General features: G+C 46.2%; 13 protein-coding genes. 7 read left to right on the forward strand and 6 right to left on the reverse strand.

Features of this window, described 5'->3' with window-relative positions; translation table 11 throughout:
* Positions 1 to 124: 124 nt before the first annotated feature.
* From HA050_RS11300 to HA050_RS11320, 5 genes are all read right to left on the reverse strand, one after another.
* Positions 125 to 391, reverse strand: a complete 267-nt coding sequence (locus HA050_RS11300) for a hypothetical protein (protein ID WP_166825946.1) — start codon at positions 389 to 391, stop codon at positions 125 to 127.
* Positions 378 to 1,403: a hypothetical protein gene (locus HA050_RS11305; protein WP_166825949.1), complete on the reverse strand. Its 1,026-nt coding sequence runs from the start codon at positions 1,401 to 1,403 to the stop codon at positions 378 to 380. Before HA050_RS11305 ends, HA050_RS11300 begins: the two co-directional genes overlap by 14 nt.
* Before the next feature lie 301 nt (positions 1,404 to 1,704).
* Positions 1,705 to 1,968 carry a hypothetical protein gene (locus tag HA050_RS11310; protein ID WP_166825952.1) on the reverse strand — a complete coding sequence of 88 codons (264 nt, stop codon included), beginning with the start codon at positions 1,966 to 1,968 and terminating at the stop codon, positions 1,705 to 1,707.
* Positions 1,969 to 2,312: 344 nt separating this feature from the next.
* A complete protein-coding gene (locus tag HA050_RS11315; RefSeq protein WP_166825955.1) occupies positions 2,313 to 3,023 on the reverse strand; it encodes a transmembrane-type terpene cyclase in 711 nt (236 codons plus the stop codon).
* Positions 3,020 to 4,105 carry an oxygenase MpaB family protein gene (locus HA050_RS11320; RefSeq protein ID WP_166825958.1) on the reverse strand — a complete coding sequence of 362 codons (1,086 nt, stop codon included), beginning with the start codon at positions 4,103 to 4,105 and terminating at the stop codon, positions 3,020 to 3,022. Before HA050_RS11320 ends, HA050_RS11315 begins: the two co-directional genes overlap by 4 nt.
* A 114-nt stretch (positions 4,106 to 4,219) precedes the next feature.
* Between HA050_RS11320 and HA050_RS11325 the strand changes: the two genes are divergently transcribed.
* The 7 genes from HA050_RS11325 to HA050_RS11355 all read left to right on the forward strand — a co-directional run bounded on the left by HA050_RS11325 (position 4,220) and on the right by HA050_RS11355 (position 12,759).
* Positions 4,220 to 4,498, forward strand: a complete 279-nt coding sequence (locus HA050_RS11325; RefSeq protein WP_166825960.1) for a hypothetical protein — start codon at positions 4,220 to 4,222, stop codon at positions 4,496 to 4,498.
* 72 nt (positions 4,499 to 4,570) lie between these two features.
* On the forward strand, positions 4,571 to 7,264 hold the full coding sequence (locus tag HA050_RS11330) for a hybrid sensor histidine kinase/response regulator (RefSeq protein WP_166825963.1): 2,694 nt from the start codon (positions 4,571 to 4,573) through the stop codon (positions 7,262 to 7,264).
* A 463-nt stretch (positions 7,265 to 7,727) separates the two neighbouring features.
* The gene (locus tag HA050_RS11335; RefSeq protein WP_166825966.1) at positions 7,728 to 8,735 is read left to right on the forward strand and encodes a methionine ABC transporter ATP-binding protein; all 1,008 of its coding nucleotides are present in this window, start codon (positions 7,728 to 7,730) and stop codon (positions 8,733 to 8,735) included.
* The gene (locus HA050_RS11340; RefSeq protein WP_166825968.1) at positions 8,735 to 9,409 is read left to right on the forward strand and encodes a methionine ABC transporter permease; all 675 of its coding nucleotides are present in this window, start codon (positions 8,735 to 8,737) and stop codon (positions 9,407 to 9,409) included. The genes HA050_RS11335 and HA050_RS11340 overlap by 1 nt, the downstream gene beginning before the upstream one ends.
* 86 nt (positions 9,410 to 9,495) lie before the next feature.
* On the forward strand, positions 9,496 to 10,269 hold the full coding sequence (locus HA050_RS11345; RefSeq protein WP_166825971.1) for a MetQ/NlpA family ABC transporter substrate-binding protein: 774 nt from the start codon (positions 9,496 to 9,498) through the stop codon (positions 10,267 to 10,269).
* A 375-nt stretch (positions 10,270 to 10,644) separates the two neighbouring features.
* A complete protein-coding gene (locus HA050_RS11350) occupies positions 10,645 to 12,237 on the forward strand; it encodes a jacalin-like lectin (RefSeq protein ID WP_166825974.1) in 1,593 nt (530 codons plus the stop codon).
* Between the two features lie 180 nt (positions 12,238 to 12,417).
* Positions 12,418 to 12,759, forward strand: a complete 342-nt coding sequence (locus tag HA050_RS11355) for a zinc ribbon domain-containing protein YjdM (protein ID WP_166825977.1) — start codon at positions 12,418 to 12,420, stop codon at positions 12,757 to 12,759.
* A 62-nt stretch (positions 12,760 to 12,821) separates the two neighbouring features.
* Here the strand turns inward: HA050_RS11355 and argJ are convergent, their stop codons facing one another.
* Complete coding sequence (argJ, locus tag HA050_RS11360) at positions 12,822 to 14,051, reverse strand: bifunctional glutamate N-acetyltransferase/amino-acid acetyltransferase ArgJ (RefSeq protein ID WP_166825980.1); 1,230 nt, start codon at positions 14,049 to 14,051, stop codon at positions 12,822 to 12,824.
* Positions 14,052 to 14,322 lie beyond the last annotated feature (271 nt).

Consider the following 14,322-nt stretch of genomic DNA (forward strand, 5'->3'; position numbering starts at 1 on the left):
TGAAGATTGAAGATTCAATTTGCGGGATATGATCTTTGCACCAATTGCGGCGTAATGCCTTTGGCGATTACGCCCTACGCCGAGGTGCGATACAGATTATTCAACATAATATTAACAACCAAGGTTATTCACCAAGTAAGTTTGCTCTTAACATAGAAATAAAGAAATTTTTAGGACGTTTTTTTAAAGTACCGCTTTCTGCTATTTGTTTCAAGTGTCTTATCTCTATTGTTTTTTCAATTCTACTGAGTTCTTGTAGTATGTGAAGATATGCATCTGATTCCCTCTTTAATTTTTCTATTTCGCTGCGTATTTTTTTGTCGCTTTTTGTCTCTTCATATAGGCTAAGCGTTAAATTTGCTTGCCTAACGATCTCATCAAGATTGCGCATTGACTGCTCCTTTGAGAACCAAAAGATTGTGTTCCAATGTAAGTCGGACACCAAAATGCTTTAAAAGTTCGTTGTAGTACTTTTTAAACTCTTTGTCTTCCTTAAATTTTTTTGGCGTTTCGCAAAAAATAGAAACTACGAAAACAACTTTAGAATTTATTCCAGATTTAATAGGGTAACAAATCAAAGATCCTGGCTTTGTTTCAATGTCAGGTGATGTGACATAACGCGCTTTAGGCGCAGATTGCTCATGCTCTACATCTTCGATTATGACCATTTTTCCAGTTCGTGCTGCAATTCTAATCCCAGAGTTTTCATTGTTTAATATATCAATTGGGGTTCTGACTTCAGCAGTTCTTGGGTAGTAAAACTTAATCAACTTAACTTCACTATTATCAATTATTGCCAAATTAATTTTGTATTTCGACAGGGGGTCGAAAGCAACAAAGTAAGTGTAGATTTGCTGAACAGTTTCCTCTATTTGCGACTCGGGCTGAGTAATTAAATTAAATATTGACTCGGCATCACTTTTCCCGCTTATTATTTGTCGAGCGGCATCTGAAAATCTTTTATTCTTAAATGCAACAATATTTTCGAAAGCTGCTAAGAGTAAAGTAACATTCTTGGCAGATACCTCAATAGGACTGCTTCCTGCATATTTAATAAAATCTCTCACCCTTTGCCAGATTGGCAACCATAGAACTGAGAAAAGCAACATGGTAGCTGCATGTTCATTCAGAAATTGTGATAGTGGAGGCGAATTTTTCACTATCCAATCTTTAGCAGGATTCTTTGTATAGTAGAGTAATGTTATGGCTGGTGGGATAGTTATAAAGATTGGCGATATTATTTTGCTAATAAACCAATTCTCTAAAATAGAGTCAATCCAGCTGATAAAAACTTTAAGTGGGTAAATAATTCGCCTAAGAACAAACCACTTCCTATGCCAGAGTTCCTTGAAGAGTTCTAAGTATTCATTTGAGGTAGTTTTGTTTTTTTCTTTTGAGTTCATTTTTACTTTTTAATCTGTTTGTAATAACCATCCCGAGCTGATCGCAACCCGTGCTGAACTAACAAGGATAAATCACGGCCTTTATTTTTCTTCGTGCAGAATACGCACTACCAATTAGTCCATTACAAATGGTATCTATTTCCAAGCTTGACGTCAGCATTTATCTTAAATTTTGTTGATAAACAACGAATATGACACAAAATTTGTGGATAAGAATGATGGTAAGACACTGTAAAAAATGGCTAACTAAACTTACCGTTTTCTATTCCATTTTTCTTCTCTTTAGATTAAATGCTTCTATCTAAGTATGTTCGTTTTTATATTGCTCTAAAATATTAATCAACTCTTTAGTATGCGCCAAATGAAGGCGTATTTTAAGCCGACTCTGCAACAATAATATAACCACCATAAATATTAAAAAAGCAAAAAGCAATTTAATAAAAATAGGCACAGCCATGGTTAAAAATGTAAAATTAAATATTATTAAAGTACAAAAAACAGGAAAAAAATCTGCTTGATTTGAAACATGCTCAGTCCTATTTTTCAATGCCAAAATAATAATCAATAGCGCCCCTTTTGATATTGGTACACCATTTATTGAAAGCTGTGTTTTAAGCTTAGCTAATGCACTAATAGCTAAAGATACTTCTTTTTCTATAATTTCAGCCTTATCCCAATTTGAATATGAGATAAATATTTTTTTATCAATGTACTTTTATCTAAATATGTCACAGAAACAAAATCACTTTTTTGTTGTTTATACCAACAAATTAACGCTTCAATCTCCCTCTCCATTTCTACGTTTCCTTTAAAATAGCCAAACAAACATCTTAGTTACAGCCAATATCTAAGTTTTATTTAAGTAACAGAAAAAGCAGAAAATTAATAGAATAATAAATTAATTTAATTTTATATAACTTCACATTTAAAATTACGCCTCAACCCCAACAAATACCCACAATACCCCAAATCCAATAAAGTCGAAGCCACAGCAAGGGTTAAGATGAAATAATCGTGTGGATAATGCAGATACATAAATATTGAAACTAAACCCGTACCCAAAGTACGCGTCCAGGCGATCGCCCATGCGTAACCAATGGTGGAGGGTTGTTGTACTAATAAAATAAAGCAGAGCAGGCTGATAATAAACTGGCAGATATAGGCAGAGCGTGCGCCGATAGGGGTTTCAATACCGGATAGCGCCATAGTCCAATACAATAAAACAAAGAAAATAACACCAGACCACACAATAGGCTGGTAATAGCGTTTAAATAGCGGCGTGGTAAATTGGCCTGTGCCTAGTTTTAATACCTGCCAAAAAATAAACAGGTCAAAAAATAGCCAGGCCCGGTAGGTCCAGACTAAAAATACGCCCATATCGGTGCGCAGCAATACGCCCCATACAAATTCCCATGCCAGGTTACTGGCTGCGGCAATCACGGCCATTTCAACGCACTGATGGCGTTTGGCCTGCAATAAGATCAGCACATAAGCCACTACCCACAAGAGGCAGCCTATAGCAAAAAAAGCCAGTTGCAGCGGCGTATACACACTGCCATCAATACTGATGGTATTAAACCAGGCTTCGGGATTATTGCTGCCTGTACTCAGCAAGATCATGCCTCGCTCCTCTGCAGCATGGGGCACTGTGCCGCGGATGGGCGCATTTGTTCAGGTATTTGAAAAGCTTGCCCGCAATAGGGGCTGGCCCAGTGTTTTTGTAAAACTTCCATAAAGTGCTCGCCATACTCCTGCATAAAGCTTTCTACGGTATGCGAGCTATTGGCCAGGCGGCTTTTCCAGCGGAAAACCCAACGCAGCACATCCAGCATCCAGCTCCAGCTGTTGTGCTTTTTCAGCCCCAGATAGCTGGCATTACGGCTGCCCAGAAGCTTGACCATTAATTCAGGCACAAGGTCTGCAGCAAGATCGGGCAGGTTGGATTGCAAAAAGGCCACATGGGCTTTGGTCAGTAATTTACCAGCATCAGAGGGGCCAAAATTACGGCGCTGCAATGCCCGCCATACTTCACGCGCTTCATTAATATTCACCGGCATGGCTTCAGGGTGAATACCGAGCGCGGCACCAATTACCCGCCATAAATACAGCTGGTCTTCTTCCTGCTCTTTACTGACCTTAACCCCCAGCTGACGCAAGCCTTCGATTGCTTGTTGTGAGAACGCCAGCATGGTGCCGATCAGCTCTTCCTGATTAATCGGCACACCCCAGTCTGCATGCCAGTTTTCTGCAGCACCACGCTGTTTAGAGCGGGCAAAATGGCGTACTGCGGCATGGATCAGGCGAATTTTGCGAATCGTCAGCAAGCCCTTGCCATCGGGATCAAGGCCGCCTGGCTCGGCTACATTCAGAATAAAGCGCAGCGTTTCAGAAGCACGGCGCTCAAAGTGCCCGCTAAGCTGCCCGGTCGCCGCCAGAACCTGTGCCCCGCCCACCCGGCCGGCATAAAGCACAGGCAAAGAGCGGCACATCAGGCTGATACCAAAGGGAATGCCATAGGTAGTAAAAAACTGTTGTGCCCGTTCTAATCGGGCAGCATCCACATCATCGGGCAGTTTGGCCGTGGCTTCTAAATAAGCCAGTAATTTGGGTGGGGTATCATTGGGCCATGCTATATATGTATCCAGCTGAGCCAAAATCTGATTAGCCTTGTTGATATTGCCGTTCAGAATCAAATCGCGCATACAAAGATCTGCGAGAGGATCTGCACTTATTTTGAGTTGGTCGAGCGTGGCATCAGACCAGATAGGAGCATTGATTCGTAGCATCACAATTTTACGCGCGTTCCTGCAGGGATCATGGTGAAAAACGATGATTTGTTTACCAAAAAAGCAAACAAACAGTCAGTGGCCGACAACAATACGTCAGCTTTAGATACGGCTTCAATAAATAATATCCATATCAATAGAAAGCGCTATAGCCTTTTTTCACCTAAAGCACGTATTATGCCGCTCTCATTATTCGCGACTTTAACCATTTTAACGCAAGTATTACTTGCATTGTTATTTTTTATTGTTTTTGAAGAAAGCTTCACTCAGGGCAAAGAAAATATATCGCATGCTTTTACTAAGAAATAGACCTTGTATATCCTGACACTTCATCCTCTTTTCAGGGCTATCTGCCGATACTGGCTTGGGCTGTGTCTGGCTATGTTTCTATTTGGCCCGGCTCAGGCATTCACGGTAAACGAGGGCATGGCTGGCGTTCAGATAGAGAATGAGCTGAAAGTGTGGCAAGACCCAAGCCGCCGCCTTGATGTGCACGGGGCTGAAAAACAGCGCGATGCCGGCCAGTTTCACACTCCCAAAGGCCTGCTGCATGTGCTGGGCTACTCCCGTAATGCAGTCTGGTTTTCGTTTCGCCTGGATAATCCCGGCTCCACCCCCATCAGTCATTATCTTGAATATACCGAGGCGCAAATCGGCGGGGTTACCCTTTACACGCGTCAAAAGGGTGAGCCATGGCAAAGCCAGCACTTTAATGCTGCTCAAAGCGAGCACAGCCGCCCCTTAGCCACCGTGCGCCCCATTTTTTTGCAAAAAATTCAGGCCCATACTCAGCTGGAAGTGCTGATGCGGGTGGTTTACAGCGAAGAAGAAGACATGGCCGGGCCGATTGTTTCTGATGTCCGGGTATGGGGAGAGAAAGAGTTTCTACAGGCCAATAACCGGGAAATGCTGCTTTGGGGTGGCATGCTCGGCATCATGCTTTTAGTTTCTTTTGCTGCAATAGCTGTGTTTTCTGCAGCCAGAGATCAGACTTTTTTATTTTATGGCCTTAATTTAATTACCCTGACCCTGGCCCATTTAAGTGCCACAGGTTTAATGCCCTTATATTTATGGCGGGGGCAATACAGCCTTACTCTTTTATATATATTAAGTGGCTTTTATTATATTTGTGCCGCCCAGTTTGTACGGCTCTATTTAAAAACCTCACAAATCACACCAAGGCTTGATATTGGATTAAAAGCCATTATTGCCTGTGGCGCTATCAGCAGCGCAGCAGCGTTATTTGGTTTTACCCAGTTTGCGCTGCTGGCTTTAGAAATGGGCGGCGCAGGATTTTTACTCCATATTGCGGCCAGCTTATATGCGGTGCGCTATAGGGTTTCCGGAGCCAGATTATTTGCACTGGCCTGGACTATCTATACGGTATCGATCACGGTAACCTGGGGCTTACGTGGTTTTGGCCTGATTGACCATACACCATTAAGCTACCGCTATAATTCTGTTGGCATTGTGATTGAAATTTTATTATTCAGCGCCGCAATGGCGCTGCGCGTAGCAGAAATAAACCGGCAGAAAGAACGCCTTGAACACGCCTATCGCCTGCAATTAGAAAGAGAAGCGTCAGAGCTGGAAGCGCTGGTGATGCAGCGCACGCACGAGCTGGATCTGGCCCGGCGCGACGCAGAAGCGGGCAATCTTGCCAAGGGGAATTTCCTTGCCCATGTAAGCCACGAAATCCGCACGCCGCTGACTTCTATTCTGGGCTATGTAGACAGGCTGAAACACGACAGCACGCTCAATACAGCTCAGCAGCAAAGCTTGTCGCATATTGCAGACAGCGGCGATTACTTATTAAGCCTGATTGGAAATGTGCTTAATGTCAGCAAATTAGAAGTGGGCCTCGCCCAGCTGGATGAAAGCACAATTTCAATTGAGGTTTTAGTCCGGCAGTTAAAATCACTTTTTGAAGAGCAGGCTAAATCAAAAAATATCAGCTTTACAATTCATTCTGAATTACAGGGTGATTTTGTATTAGACACCGGTAAATTACGCCAGATATTGGTTAATTTAGTGGGCAATGCCATTAAGTTTACAGAGCAAGGCAGCGTGCGCTTGTCTCTCAGCCTTGAGCAAATAAACGGTCAATCCAGCTTAATGGCCGAAGTCATTGATACCGGCCCGGGTATTGCCGAAGCAGATTGCCAGAAAGTATTTGCGCCTTTCGAACAAACCTGGCTGGGGAAACGCGCTGGAGGCGCGGGCTTAGGCTTATCCATCTGCAAAGACTTTACCCAATTAATGGGCGGCAGTATTTCCCTAAAAAGCGAACTTGGCAAAGGCGCTAATTTCACCATTTGCGTGCCGGTACAAAGTAAAACCGCTGGCTCTCTGGCACCGCTTTACAACACAGAAACCATCAGGCTGGATGGGCAAACCATCTTAATCGCTGAAGATCAGGAAATTAACCGCGAATTACTCAATGAGCTGCTCCATACCGCAGGCGCTCAGGTCATTGCCTGTGAAGACGGCCTTTCCGCACTCAGCGCATGGCGTACTGCAGGCCCGATTGATACCGTGCTGCTGGATTACCATATGCCGCTTATGAACGGCATGCAGGTTTCCAGAAGCTTACGCGCCCTTCATTTCAAAGGCCGTATTTTGCTGGTCAGCGCCGGGCATTCACCCAATGAAGCAGATCTCGCTGCAGCGGGCATCGACCAGTGGATAGAAAAACCTTTCCACCGCACCACTCTTTTTGCAGCCTTAGCGCAGAACAATGCCCCGGCAATACCAGAGCCGGGACTGGCCATTCTGGATTTGAAACAGGTTGCTCAGGCTTTGGCTTATCCTCCCGAAAAATGTATCAAAGTTGCACAAAGAGGCCTGGACAGAATTACGCTGCTCTTTACCCAGCTGACAGAAGAGCCGCTCTTTGAAAACCGCCAGCGGCATGCCCATAGTGCCAAGGGCATTGCAGGGCAAATTGGAGCTAATCGCTTAAGCTATTGCCTGGGGCAATTAGAAAATCAGCCCGATGATCCCGCCATCCGCTTGCAGGCTGAGGCAGAGATAGAAGCGGCCGTAATCCAGCTGCAGAAAAACCAGCCAGCCTGATCAGGCGGACTGTTAAAAAAACCGCACTGGCTTGCATGGCTGAATTCTATGGCGGCAAGGGGCGGGGAAACAGGTATAATCCTTACGCCTGAGCACGGGTATTTTTCGTGGTATTTATTACTAAATTTCGCAGAAATACGTAAAAAACTCAGCTAAAACGGCTCGACAGCGCCCTGTCTGGCCGTTTTATGCTTTATAAAACTTAACTTAGCTGATTAAGGGTTTTGGGATTATTTGTTTGGGCTTTAGAATCCCCTGCTATTTTTTAAATCTGGCAGCCTTGCCTCCCATAAGCGATCGCAGCGGGAAAAACCGGTTTGAGACAGAATTCATTTTATGCAAAGAGTTGGTGGTGATGACGCCCCGCTGTGTCTGCAAAAATGAGCGATAAACAAAGCCGCTTTTTCCACAGCTGATCAGCCTTAAGCATGGCATGCTGCTGGCCCACAAGGTTTGCACTACAGTGATTAAACTTGAAAACGTCAGCAAGGCTTATCGGGTCGATGGCCGCGATATCCCGGCGCTTGCTGGTGTGTCTTTATCGATTACCGCAGGTTCTGTATTTGGCATTATCGGCCACTCCGGCGCGGGTAAATCCACGCTGATCCGCCTGATCAATCTATTAGAGCGCCCTACCGGCGGGCGCATTTTGCTCGACGGCGATGATGTAACCGAGCTGAACGCCTCGGCCCTGCGTGGCCTGCGCCAGCAGGTGGGCATGATTTTCCAGCACTTTAATTTGCTGGGCTCCAAAACCATAGGCGAAAACGTTGCCTTTCCTTTAAAGATTGCCGGCACGCTCAACAAAGCTCAAATCACGCAGCGCGTAGATGAATTACTGGCCCTGGTAGGCCTTAGCGATCATCGCGATAAATACCCGGCGCAGCTATCCGGCGGGCAAAAGCAACGCGTCGGCATTGCCCGTGCACTGGCTAATCGCCCCAAAGTGCTGCTTTGCGACGAAGCCACCAGCGCGCTTGACCCGCAAACCACACAATCTGTTTTGCAATTACTGCTGGATATTAATAAGCAGCTGGGCCTGACCATTGTTTTGATCACGCATGAAATGGATGTGATCCGCACGATTTGTGATCGCGTGGCCGTGATTGATGGTGGCCTGATTGTGGAAGAAGGGCCGGTTACGCAAGTATTTTTGCACCCCAAACACCCCACTACCCGCCGCTTTGTTTTCGAAGCCGAGCATATCGATGAAAACAAGCAGTACGACGATTACAAGCACGTTGAAGGCAAAATCGTACGCCTGACCTTTATTGGCAATTCAACATACCAGCCGATTCTGGGCTCGGTAGCCAGAGATTGCGCGGTAGATTTTAGTATCTTGGCCGGCCGTATCGAGCGTATTAAAGATACGCCTTGCGGCCAGCTTACCCTTGCCCTGAGCGGACGTGATGTAGACGCGGCTCTCGCCCGCTTTAGCGCTGAAGGGATTGATGTAGAGGTATTACGCTAATGGAATTCTTTAATCAACTGACCGCCAATATTGATTGGGCAGAAATCTGGCTGGCTGGGCAAGATACGCTGCTGATGCTGGCTGGCTCCTTAGTATTTACGCTGGTACTTGGCTTACCGCTGGGCGTGCTGCTGTTTTTAACCGGCAAGCGCCAGCTGCTTGATCAGCCTGCGGTTTACGGGGTTTTATCTTTCCTTGTAAACGTACTGCGCTCTGTGCCGTTTGTGATCTTACTGATTATCATGATTCCGTTTACGGTATTGATTGCTGGCACTTCACTGGGTGTAGCAGGCGCAATCCCGCCGCTGGTGGTTGGTGCAACGCCTTTCTTTGCCCGCCTCGTTGAAACTGCCTTGCGTGAAGTAGACCGGGGCATTATTGAAGCCACTCAGTCTATGGGCGCAAGCACAAGACAAATTGTATTTGGCGCCCTGCTGCCCGAAGCCCTGCCGGGTATTTTGGCGGCCATTACGGTCACTGCCATTACCCTGGTTTCATATGCCGCGATGTCTGGTGTGATCGGCGGTGGCGGCTTGGGTGATCTGGCGATTCGATTTGGTTATCAGCGCTTTCAAACCGATGTAATGGTGGTCACGGTAATCCTGCTGCTGATTCTGGTGCAGATCTTACAAATGATTGGCGATCGCTTGGTTACGCACTTTAGCCGCAAATAAACCATAACTTTTACGCCAGACGATGTCTTAAGCCTTAAAATACGAACTGCTTTTTTGGTGTTTACCTTACAAGGGAATAAACTTTTATGAAAAAGATCATTGCGCTACTCACAGCGGCCTTAGCTTTTAATGCACAAGCCGCAGACACACTCACTATTGGCGCAACGGCAGTTCCTCATGCCGAGCTGCTGGAGTTTGTAAAACCACAGCTGGCTAAAGAAGGCGTAGAGTTAAAAATCAAAGTATTTACTGATTATGTACAGCCTAATGTGCAATTAGCAGAAAAACGTTTAGACGCTAATTTCTTCCAGCACAAACCTTATCTGGATGAATTTAACAAGGGTAAAGGCACACGTCTGCAAAGTGTGGCACTGGTGCATGTTGAGCCATTTGGCGCGTATTCCAGCAAAGTAAAATCGCTGAAAGATCTGAGCGAGGGCGCAACCGTAGCGATCCCTAACGACGCCACCAACGGCGGCCGCGCGCTCTTGCTGCTGGAAAAAGCAGGCATTATTAAGCTGAAAGATAGCAAAAACATCCTGTCTACCAGCCGCGATATCGTAGAAAACAGCAAGAAGCTGAAATTCCGCGAGCTGGAAGCCGCCACGCTGCCACGCGTGCTGACCCAAGTTGATTTAGCCCTGATCAACACCAACTATGCCCTTGCTGCCAACCTTAACCCAAGCAAGGATGCTCTGGTCATCGAAGGCGCACAATCGCCTTACGCCAACATCCTTGTGGCACGCCCGGATAACGCAGCCAGCCCGGCCATGAAAAAACTGATTGCCGCTTTAAACAGCCCTGCTGTTAAAACGTTTATCACTGAAAAATACAAAGGCGCGATTGTTCCGGCCTTTTAATGCCCGAATAAGCCAACCTTCAAAAACCCCAGGCTGTGAAGCCTGGGGTTTTTTTATACCTTCTGCCCCCTGCTGTACCCCCTTTCCCCCTTACAGATCATGCCTTGCTGCAAGCAAATAAGCTGCTTGCTACGCCCAGACTCTGTTGCCTCATCTTTTTTTAACAAAGCAAAAATTAAGAACTATCATCATTTCTAAGATTTATAAAAGTAAGCATCTTGTAAATAAATAACGGTTAAAAATTACTAAATATAAATCTTATGCTTTCATTGAATAGAAAAAACATCGGGCACGCCCACTGGGCCGTGTTTAAGCCGCCTGCGATGGGCAATGGCCCCAATCTGACTCAATGCAAACCACTTTTGAGAGGTCAAAATGAAGCTCGCTACCACGCCACACCAGCAAGTGCAGCATCTGATCCATAGCTCGTTTGAGGGCAGCAACACCGCCAGGTTTCCGGTCAAAGGACAAGGAACGGTGTCGGTTTTGCCCGGCTCATTCAATGCCTTTGCGATCGAGCTGAAAAGCGACAATAGCAACGCTGTCCGCCTGGAGATTGAAGCCAGCGGCGTTCGCCTTCTCTATAACGGCGTTGAAATTTCCAAAAAATCCGGGGTTGGGCTCAACCCAAGCGGTGAGCTGCAGCCCTATTGGCTTAGTCTCGACAGCAATAACAAACGGATACGCTACGGTAAGGGCGAAATGCTGCGCACGCTGATGCTTTTTGAATACAGCTGGGCACAGGCATCAGATAAGCAGCTCAATACTGCTGAAATCAATGCGATTAATATTCAAAATACTGAAGTCAGCAAGCTGCAGCTGCTAGCCATCCCTGTCAATCTTGATCCATCACCGCATATTGTTTCTATGGATGATGTAACGCTGGAGCTGCTGGCTGACAACAAAATCAGTGTAATTGCGGATCTGCCAGAAGCATGCCAGCGGCTCTATGCCAATGTAGCCGGTAAAAGCATGAGCCTGCGCCCGGCAGATTTTCCTGATTTCCCCGAAGCAATTCAGCACTCCATCCTGACGCCAGATTGTATTTGCTACAAAAAATTAGCAGAAAAACCAGCCGAATTTGGCTATCTGCGCATCACAATCGATACTAATCTTGGCGATTCACCCGGCCAGCCCTATGTGTTAGAAATATGGCCCGCCGGCAATGGCTCACCCATTCACGACCATGGCGACGCCTGTGCTGTGATCAAAGTGCTGTATGGGCAAATTCAGGTTTCCTGGTTTGCAGCGCTCAGCCCTCAGCTTTTAACACCATGGGGAAAAGTGATTGCCCAGACCGATGAAGTCACTTTTCTGACCCCTGATTATTATCAGATTCACCAGTTGTTTAACCCCAAGCCCAAGGGCGATCAATTCTGCGCAACGATTCAATCTTATCGCTACGAAGCAGATGATACCCAGCACTATGAATACTTTGATTACATTGAAGACGGGCAAATTAAACAATTTGATCCGGATTCGGATTGGGCCTATTCAGACTTTAAAGCACAGATTCGTGAAGAATGGCTGGCCCGCTGGCAGGAAGGCCCGGCAGGAGAACAAAACAGAAATTTTGACGATCATCCGGCGGCCAATGCCAGACTCTCACAGCTTTATATTCGCTCTGACTGGGTAATTGATGCCATACAGGCTGTGTACGACACACAAACCATGCCACAGCATGGGGGCAATGGCGGGCAGCTGACCACCATTACCTTTGCCGCCGATGAATATATTACCGAGGTATCAGGGCAATTCGGACAATATAAATTTGGCAATGCAACCTGTATTGCGCAGCTTAAAATCCGCACCAATAAACGTTTATTGCCCGCTATTGGTAAAGCAGAATCTGTGAGCAATTTAAAACCATTTAGTTTTACAGCACCACCACAAAATGAAATCATCAGCTTTTTTGGCCATAGCAGCGAATATATCAATGGCTTGGGTATTCGTTTTCGTCCGCGTTAACTAACTGCGCACAAAGGGGGCTATCACCCCCCTTTGTGCCTGAATTAACCAGCCTCCGCCATTGCGCAGCCGCAATAAAGTGCAAAGTACAAGTACAAACCTGTCGCCCCATGCAGGGCGCTCAGTGAAGGCAGATGTTATAATCCGGCTAATCTGAATCAACTTTGTAAAAAAAACATCATGGCGAATATCCCTGCTTGCCCACAATGCACATTAGAAAACACCTATCCGGATGCAGAAAACTACGTCTGTGCAGACTGTGGTTTTGAATGGCCAATGCAAGAAGCTGCCAGTGATGACAGTGACGACACCATCGTTAAAGACGCCAACGGTACCGTGCTGGCTGATGGCGATGCAGTGGTTCTGATCAAAGATTTAAAAGTAAAAGGCACATCTACCGTGCTGAAACAAGGCTCTAAAGTGAAGAGCATTCGTCTGGTATCCGGCGGGGATCATGAAGTAGATTGCCGTATGGATGCAGGCAACTTTATGCTGAAGGCTTGTTTTCTGAAGAAAGCTTAACACCCAAAAAAACAGAGGCGGGGAGTTGAAAGTAATAAAACCTGCTCCCCTCCCCCTGCATTTTAGCTGCGATAATCCGCATTAATTTTGACGTAATCGTAAGAAAAATCGCAAGTCCAGATAGTTGCAGATTCAGTACCACGGTTTAATTTTACGGTGATACTGATTTCAGATTGCTTCAGCACGCGCTGGCCGTCTTCTTCCTTATAGCCCGCATAGCGGCCACCATCTTTGGCCACCAGCACATCATCCAGCCACACTTCCAGTTTATCCACGTCCAGATTTTCAACATGCGAATAACCAATCGCGCAGAGAATACGGCCCAGATTTGGGTCAGAAGCAAAGAAAGCCGTTTTAACCAGAGGCGATCTGCCAATGGCATAGCCAACTGCTTTACATTCAGCGCGATCAATACCGCCTTCCACATTAATCGTAATAAATTTAGTTGCGCCTTCACCATCACGAATAATCGCTTTGGCAAGCGTCTGGCTGATTTCCAATACCGCATCGCGCAGGGTAATAAAATCTGCACTCTGGGTGTCGGCCACTTCGGCATTCCCCGCCTGGCCGGTTGCCATCAGAATAAAGCTGTCGTTGGTGCTGGTGTCGCCATCCACTGTAATCGAATTAAACGAGCGGTCTGCCGACCAGCTGACTAATTCTTGCAGCACTGCTTGCGATACAGCGGCATCGGTGGCCAGATAGCCCAGCATGGTCGCCATATTCGGGTGAATCATGCCCGCGCCCTTGCTGATACCGGTGAGGGTCACGGTTTTACCATCCAGCACAATTTTCTTGCTGGCGGCTTTAGGCGCCACATCGGTGGTCATGATGGCATTAGCGGCTTCAAACCAATTCGCTGGTTTCAGATCGCCAATAGCTGCATCCAGCGCATCAATAATTTTAGCAGCCGGAAGCGGCTCTAAAATGACGCCGGTAGAAAATGGCAGCACTTGTGCCGGGCTGATATCTAGGCGCTCAGCCAGTGCAAAACAGATTTCTTTAGCGCGCTCATAGCCATCCAGGCCTGTACCTGCGTTTGCATTGCCGGTATTCACCACCAAAGCGCGAATCTCACCCGTGTCGGCAAGATGGCTGCGGCAAATACGCACGGGGGCTGCGCAAAATTTATTCAGTGTAAATACCCCTGCGGCACGGCTGCCCTTCGCTAATCGCATTACCAGCACATCTTTACGGCCTGCGGTTTTAACACCTGCTGAGGCAATACCAAGCTCTAATCCGGCAACAGGAAAAAGCTGGCTGGGATCAAGTGTAGGCAGATTAACGGGCATGACTGAAATCTCCGGATGGGGCAAAAATAAATATTGTAAAGCACCTCTGTACTGTTGCTGGAAAAAACATGGCGCATTTATTCCACAGCGGCCATTCCACGCTGTTTTAAAAGATAAATTTAAAACAAATAAAACCGTACCAAGTATTCAGAGCACCATTTTTATACGGGTTTATCCCTGTAATAGAATTGAGATCTTAGTGATAAATTGCATTGCGCATTGTTGTAAATCATGCGTTTTAAATGCACTGCCTTGTTTAAAACAGAGCCAC

The organism is Iodobacter violaceini (assembly GCF_011601265.1).
Taxonomy (GTDB): Bacteria; Pseudomonadota; Gammaproteobacteria; order Burkholderiales; family Chitinibacteraceae; genus Iodobacter; species Iodobacter violaceini.

Excerpts from the sequence above, each read along its gene's own strand:
- HA050_RS11300 (WP_166825946.1), bottom strand. The coding sequence starts at position 391 with ATGCGCAATCTTGATGAGATCGTTAGGCAAGCAAATTTAACGCTTAGC.
- HA050_RS11305 (WP_166825949.1), bottom strand. The coding sequence starts at position 1,403 with ATGAACTCAAAAGAAAAAAACAAAACTACCTCAAATGAATACTTAGAA.
- HA050_RS11315 (WP_166825955.1), bottom strand. The coding sequence starts at position 3,023 with ATGATCTTGCTGAGTACAGGCAGCAATAATCCCGAAGCCTGGTTTAAT.
- HA050_RS11320 (WP_166825958.1), bottom strand. The coding sequence starts at position 4,105 with ATGCGCGATTTGATTCTGAACGGCAATATCAACAAGGCTAATCAGATT.
- HA050_RS11325 (WP_166825960.1), top strand. The coding sequence starts at position 4,220 with ATGGTGAAAAACGATGATTTGTTTACCAAAAAAGCAAACAAACAGTCA.
- HA050_RS11330 (WP_166825963.1), top strand. The coding sequence starts at position 4,571 with ATGTTTCTATTTGGCCCGGCTCAGGCATTCACGGTAAACGAGGGCATG.
- HA050_RS11340 (WP_166825968.1), top strand. The coding sequence starts at position 8,735 with ATGGAATTCTTTAATCAACTGACCGCCAATATTGATTGGGCAGAAATC.
- HA050_RS11345 (WP_166825971.1), top strand. The coding sequence starts at position 9,496 with ATGAAAAAGATCATTGCGCTACTCACAGCGGCCTTAGCTTTTAATGCA.
- HA050_RS11350 (WP_166825974.1), top strand. The coding sequence starts at position 10,645 with ATGAAGCTCGCTACCACGCCACACCAGCAAGTGCAGCATCTGATCCAT.
- HA050_RS11355 (WP_166825977.1), top strand. The coding sequence starts at position 12,418 with ATGGCGAATATCCCTGCTTGCCCACAATGCACATTAGAAAACACCTAT.
- argJ (WP_166825980.1), bottom strand. The coding sequence starts at position 14,051 with ATGCCCGTTAATCTGCCTACACTTGATCCCAGCCAGCTTTTTCCTGTT.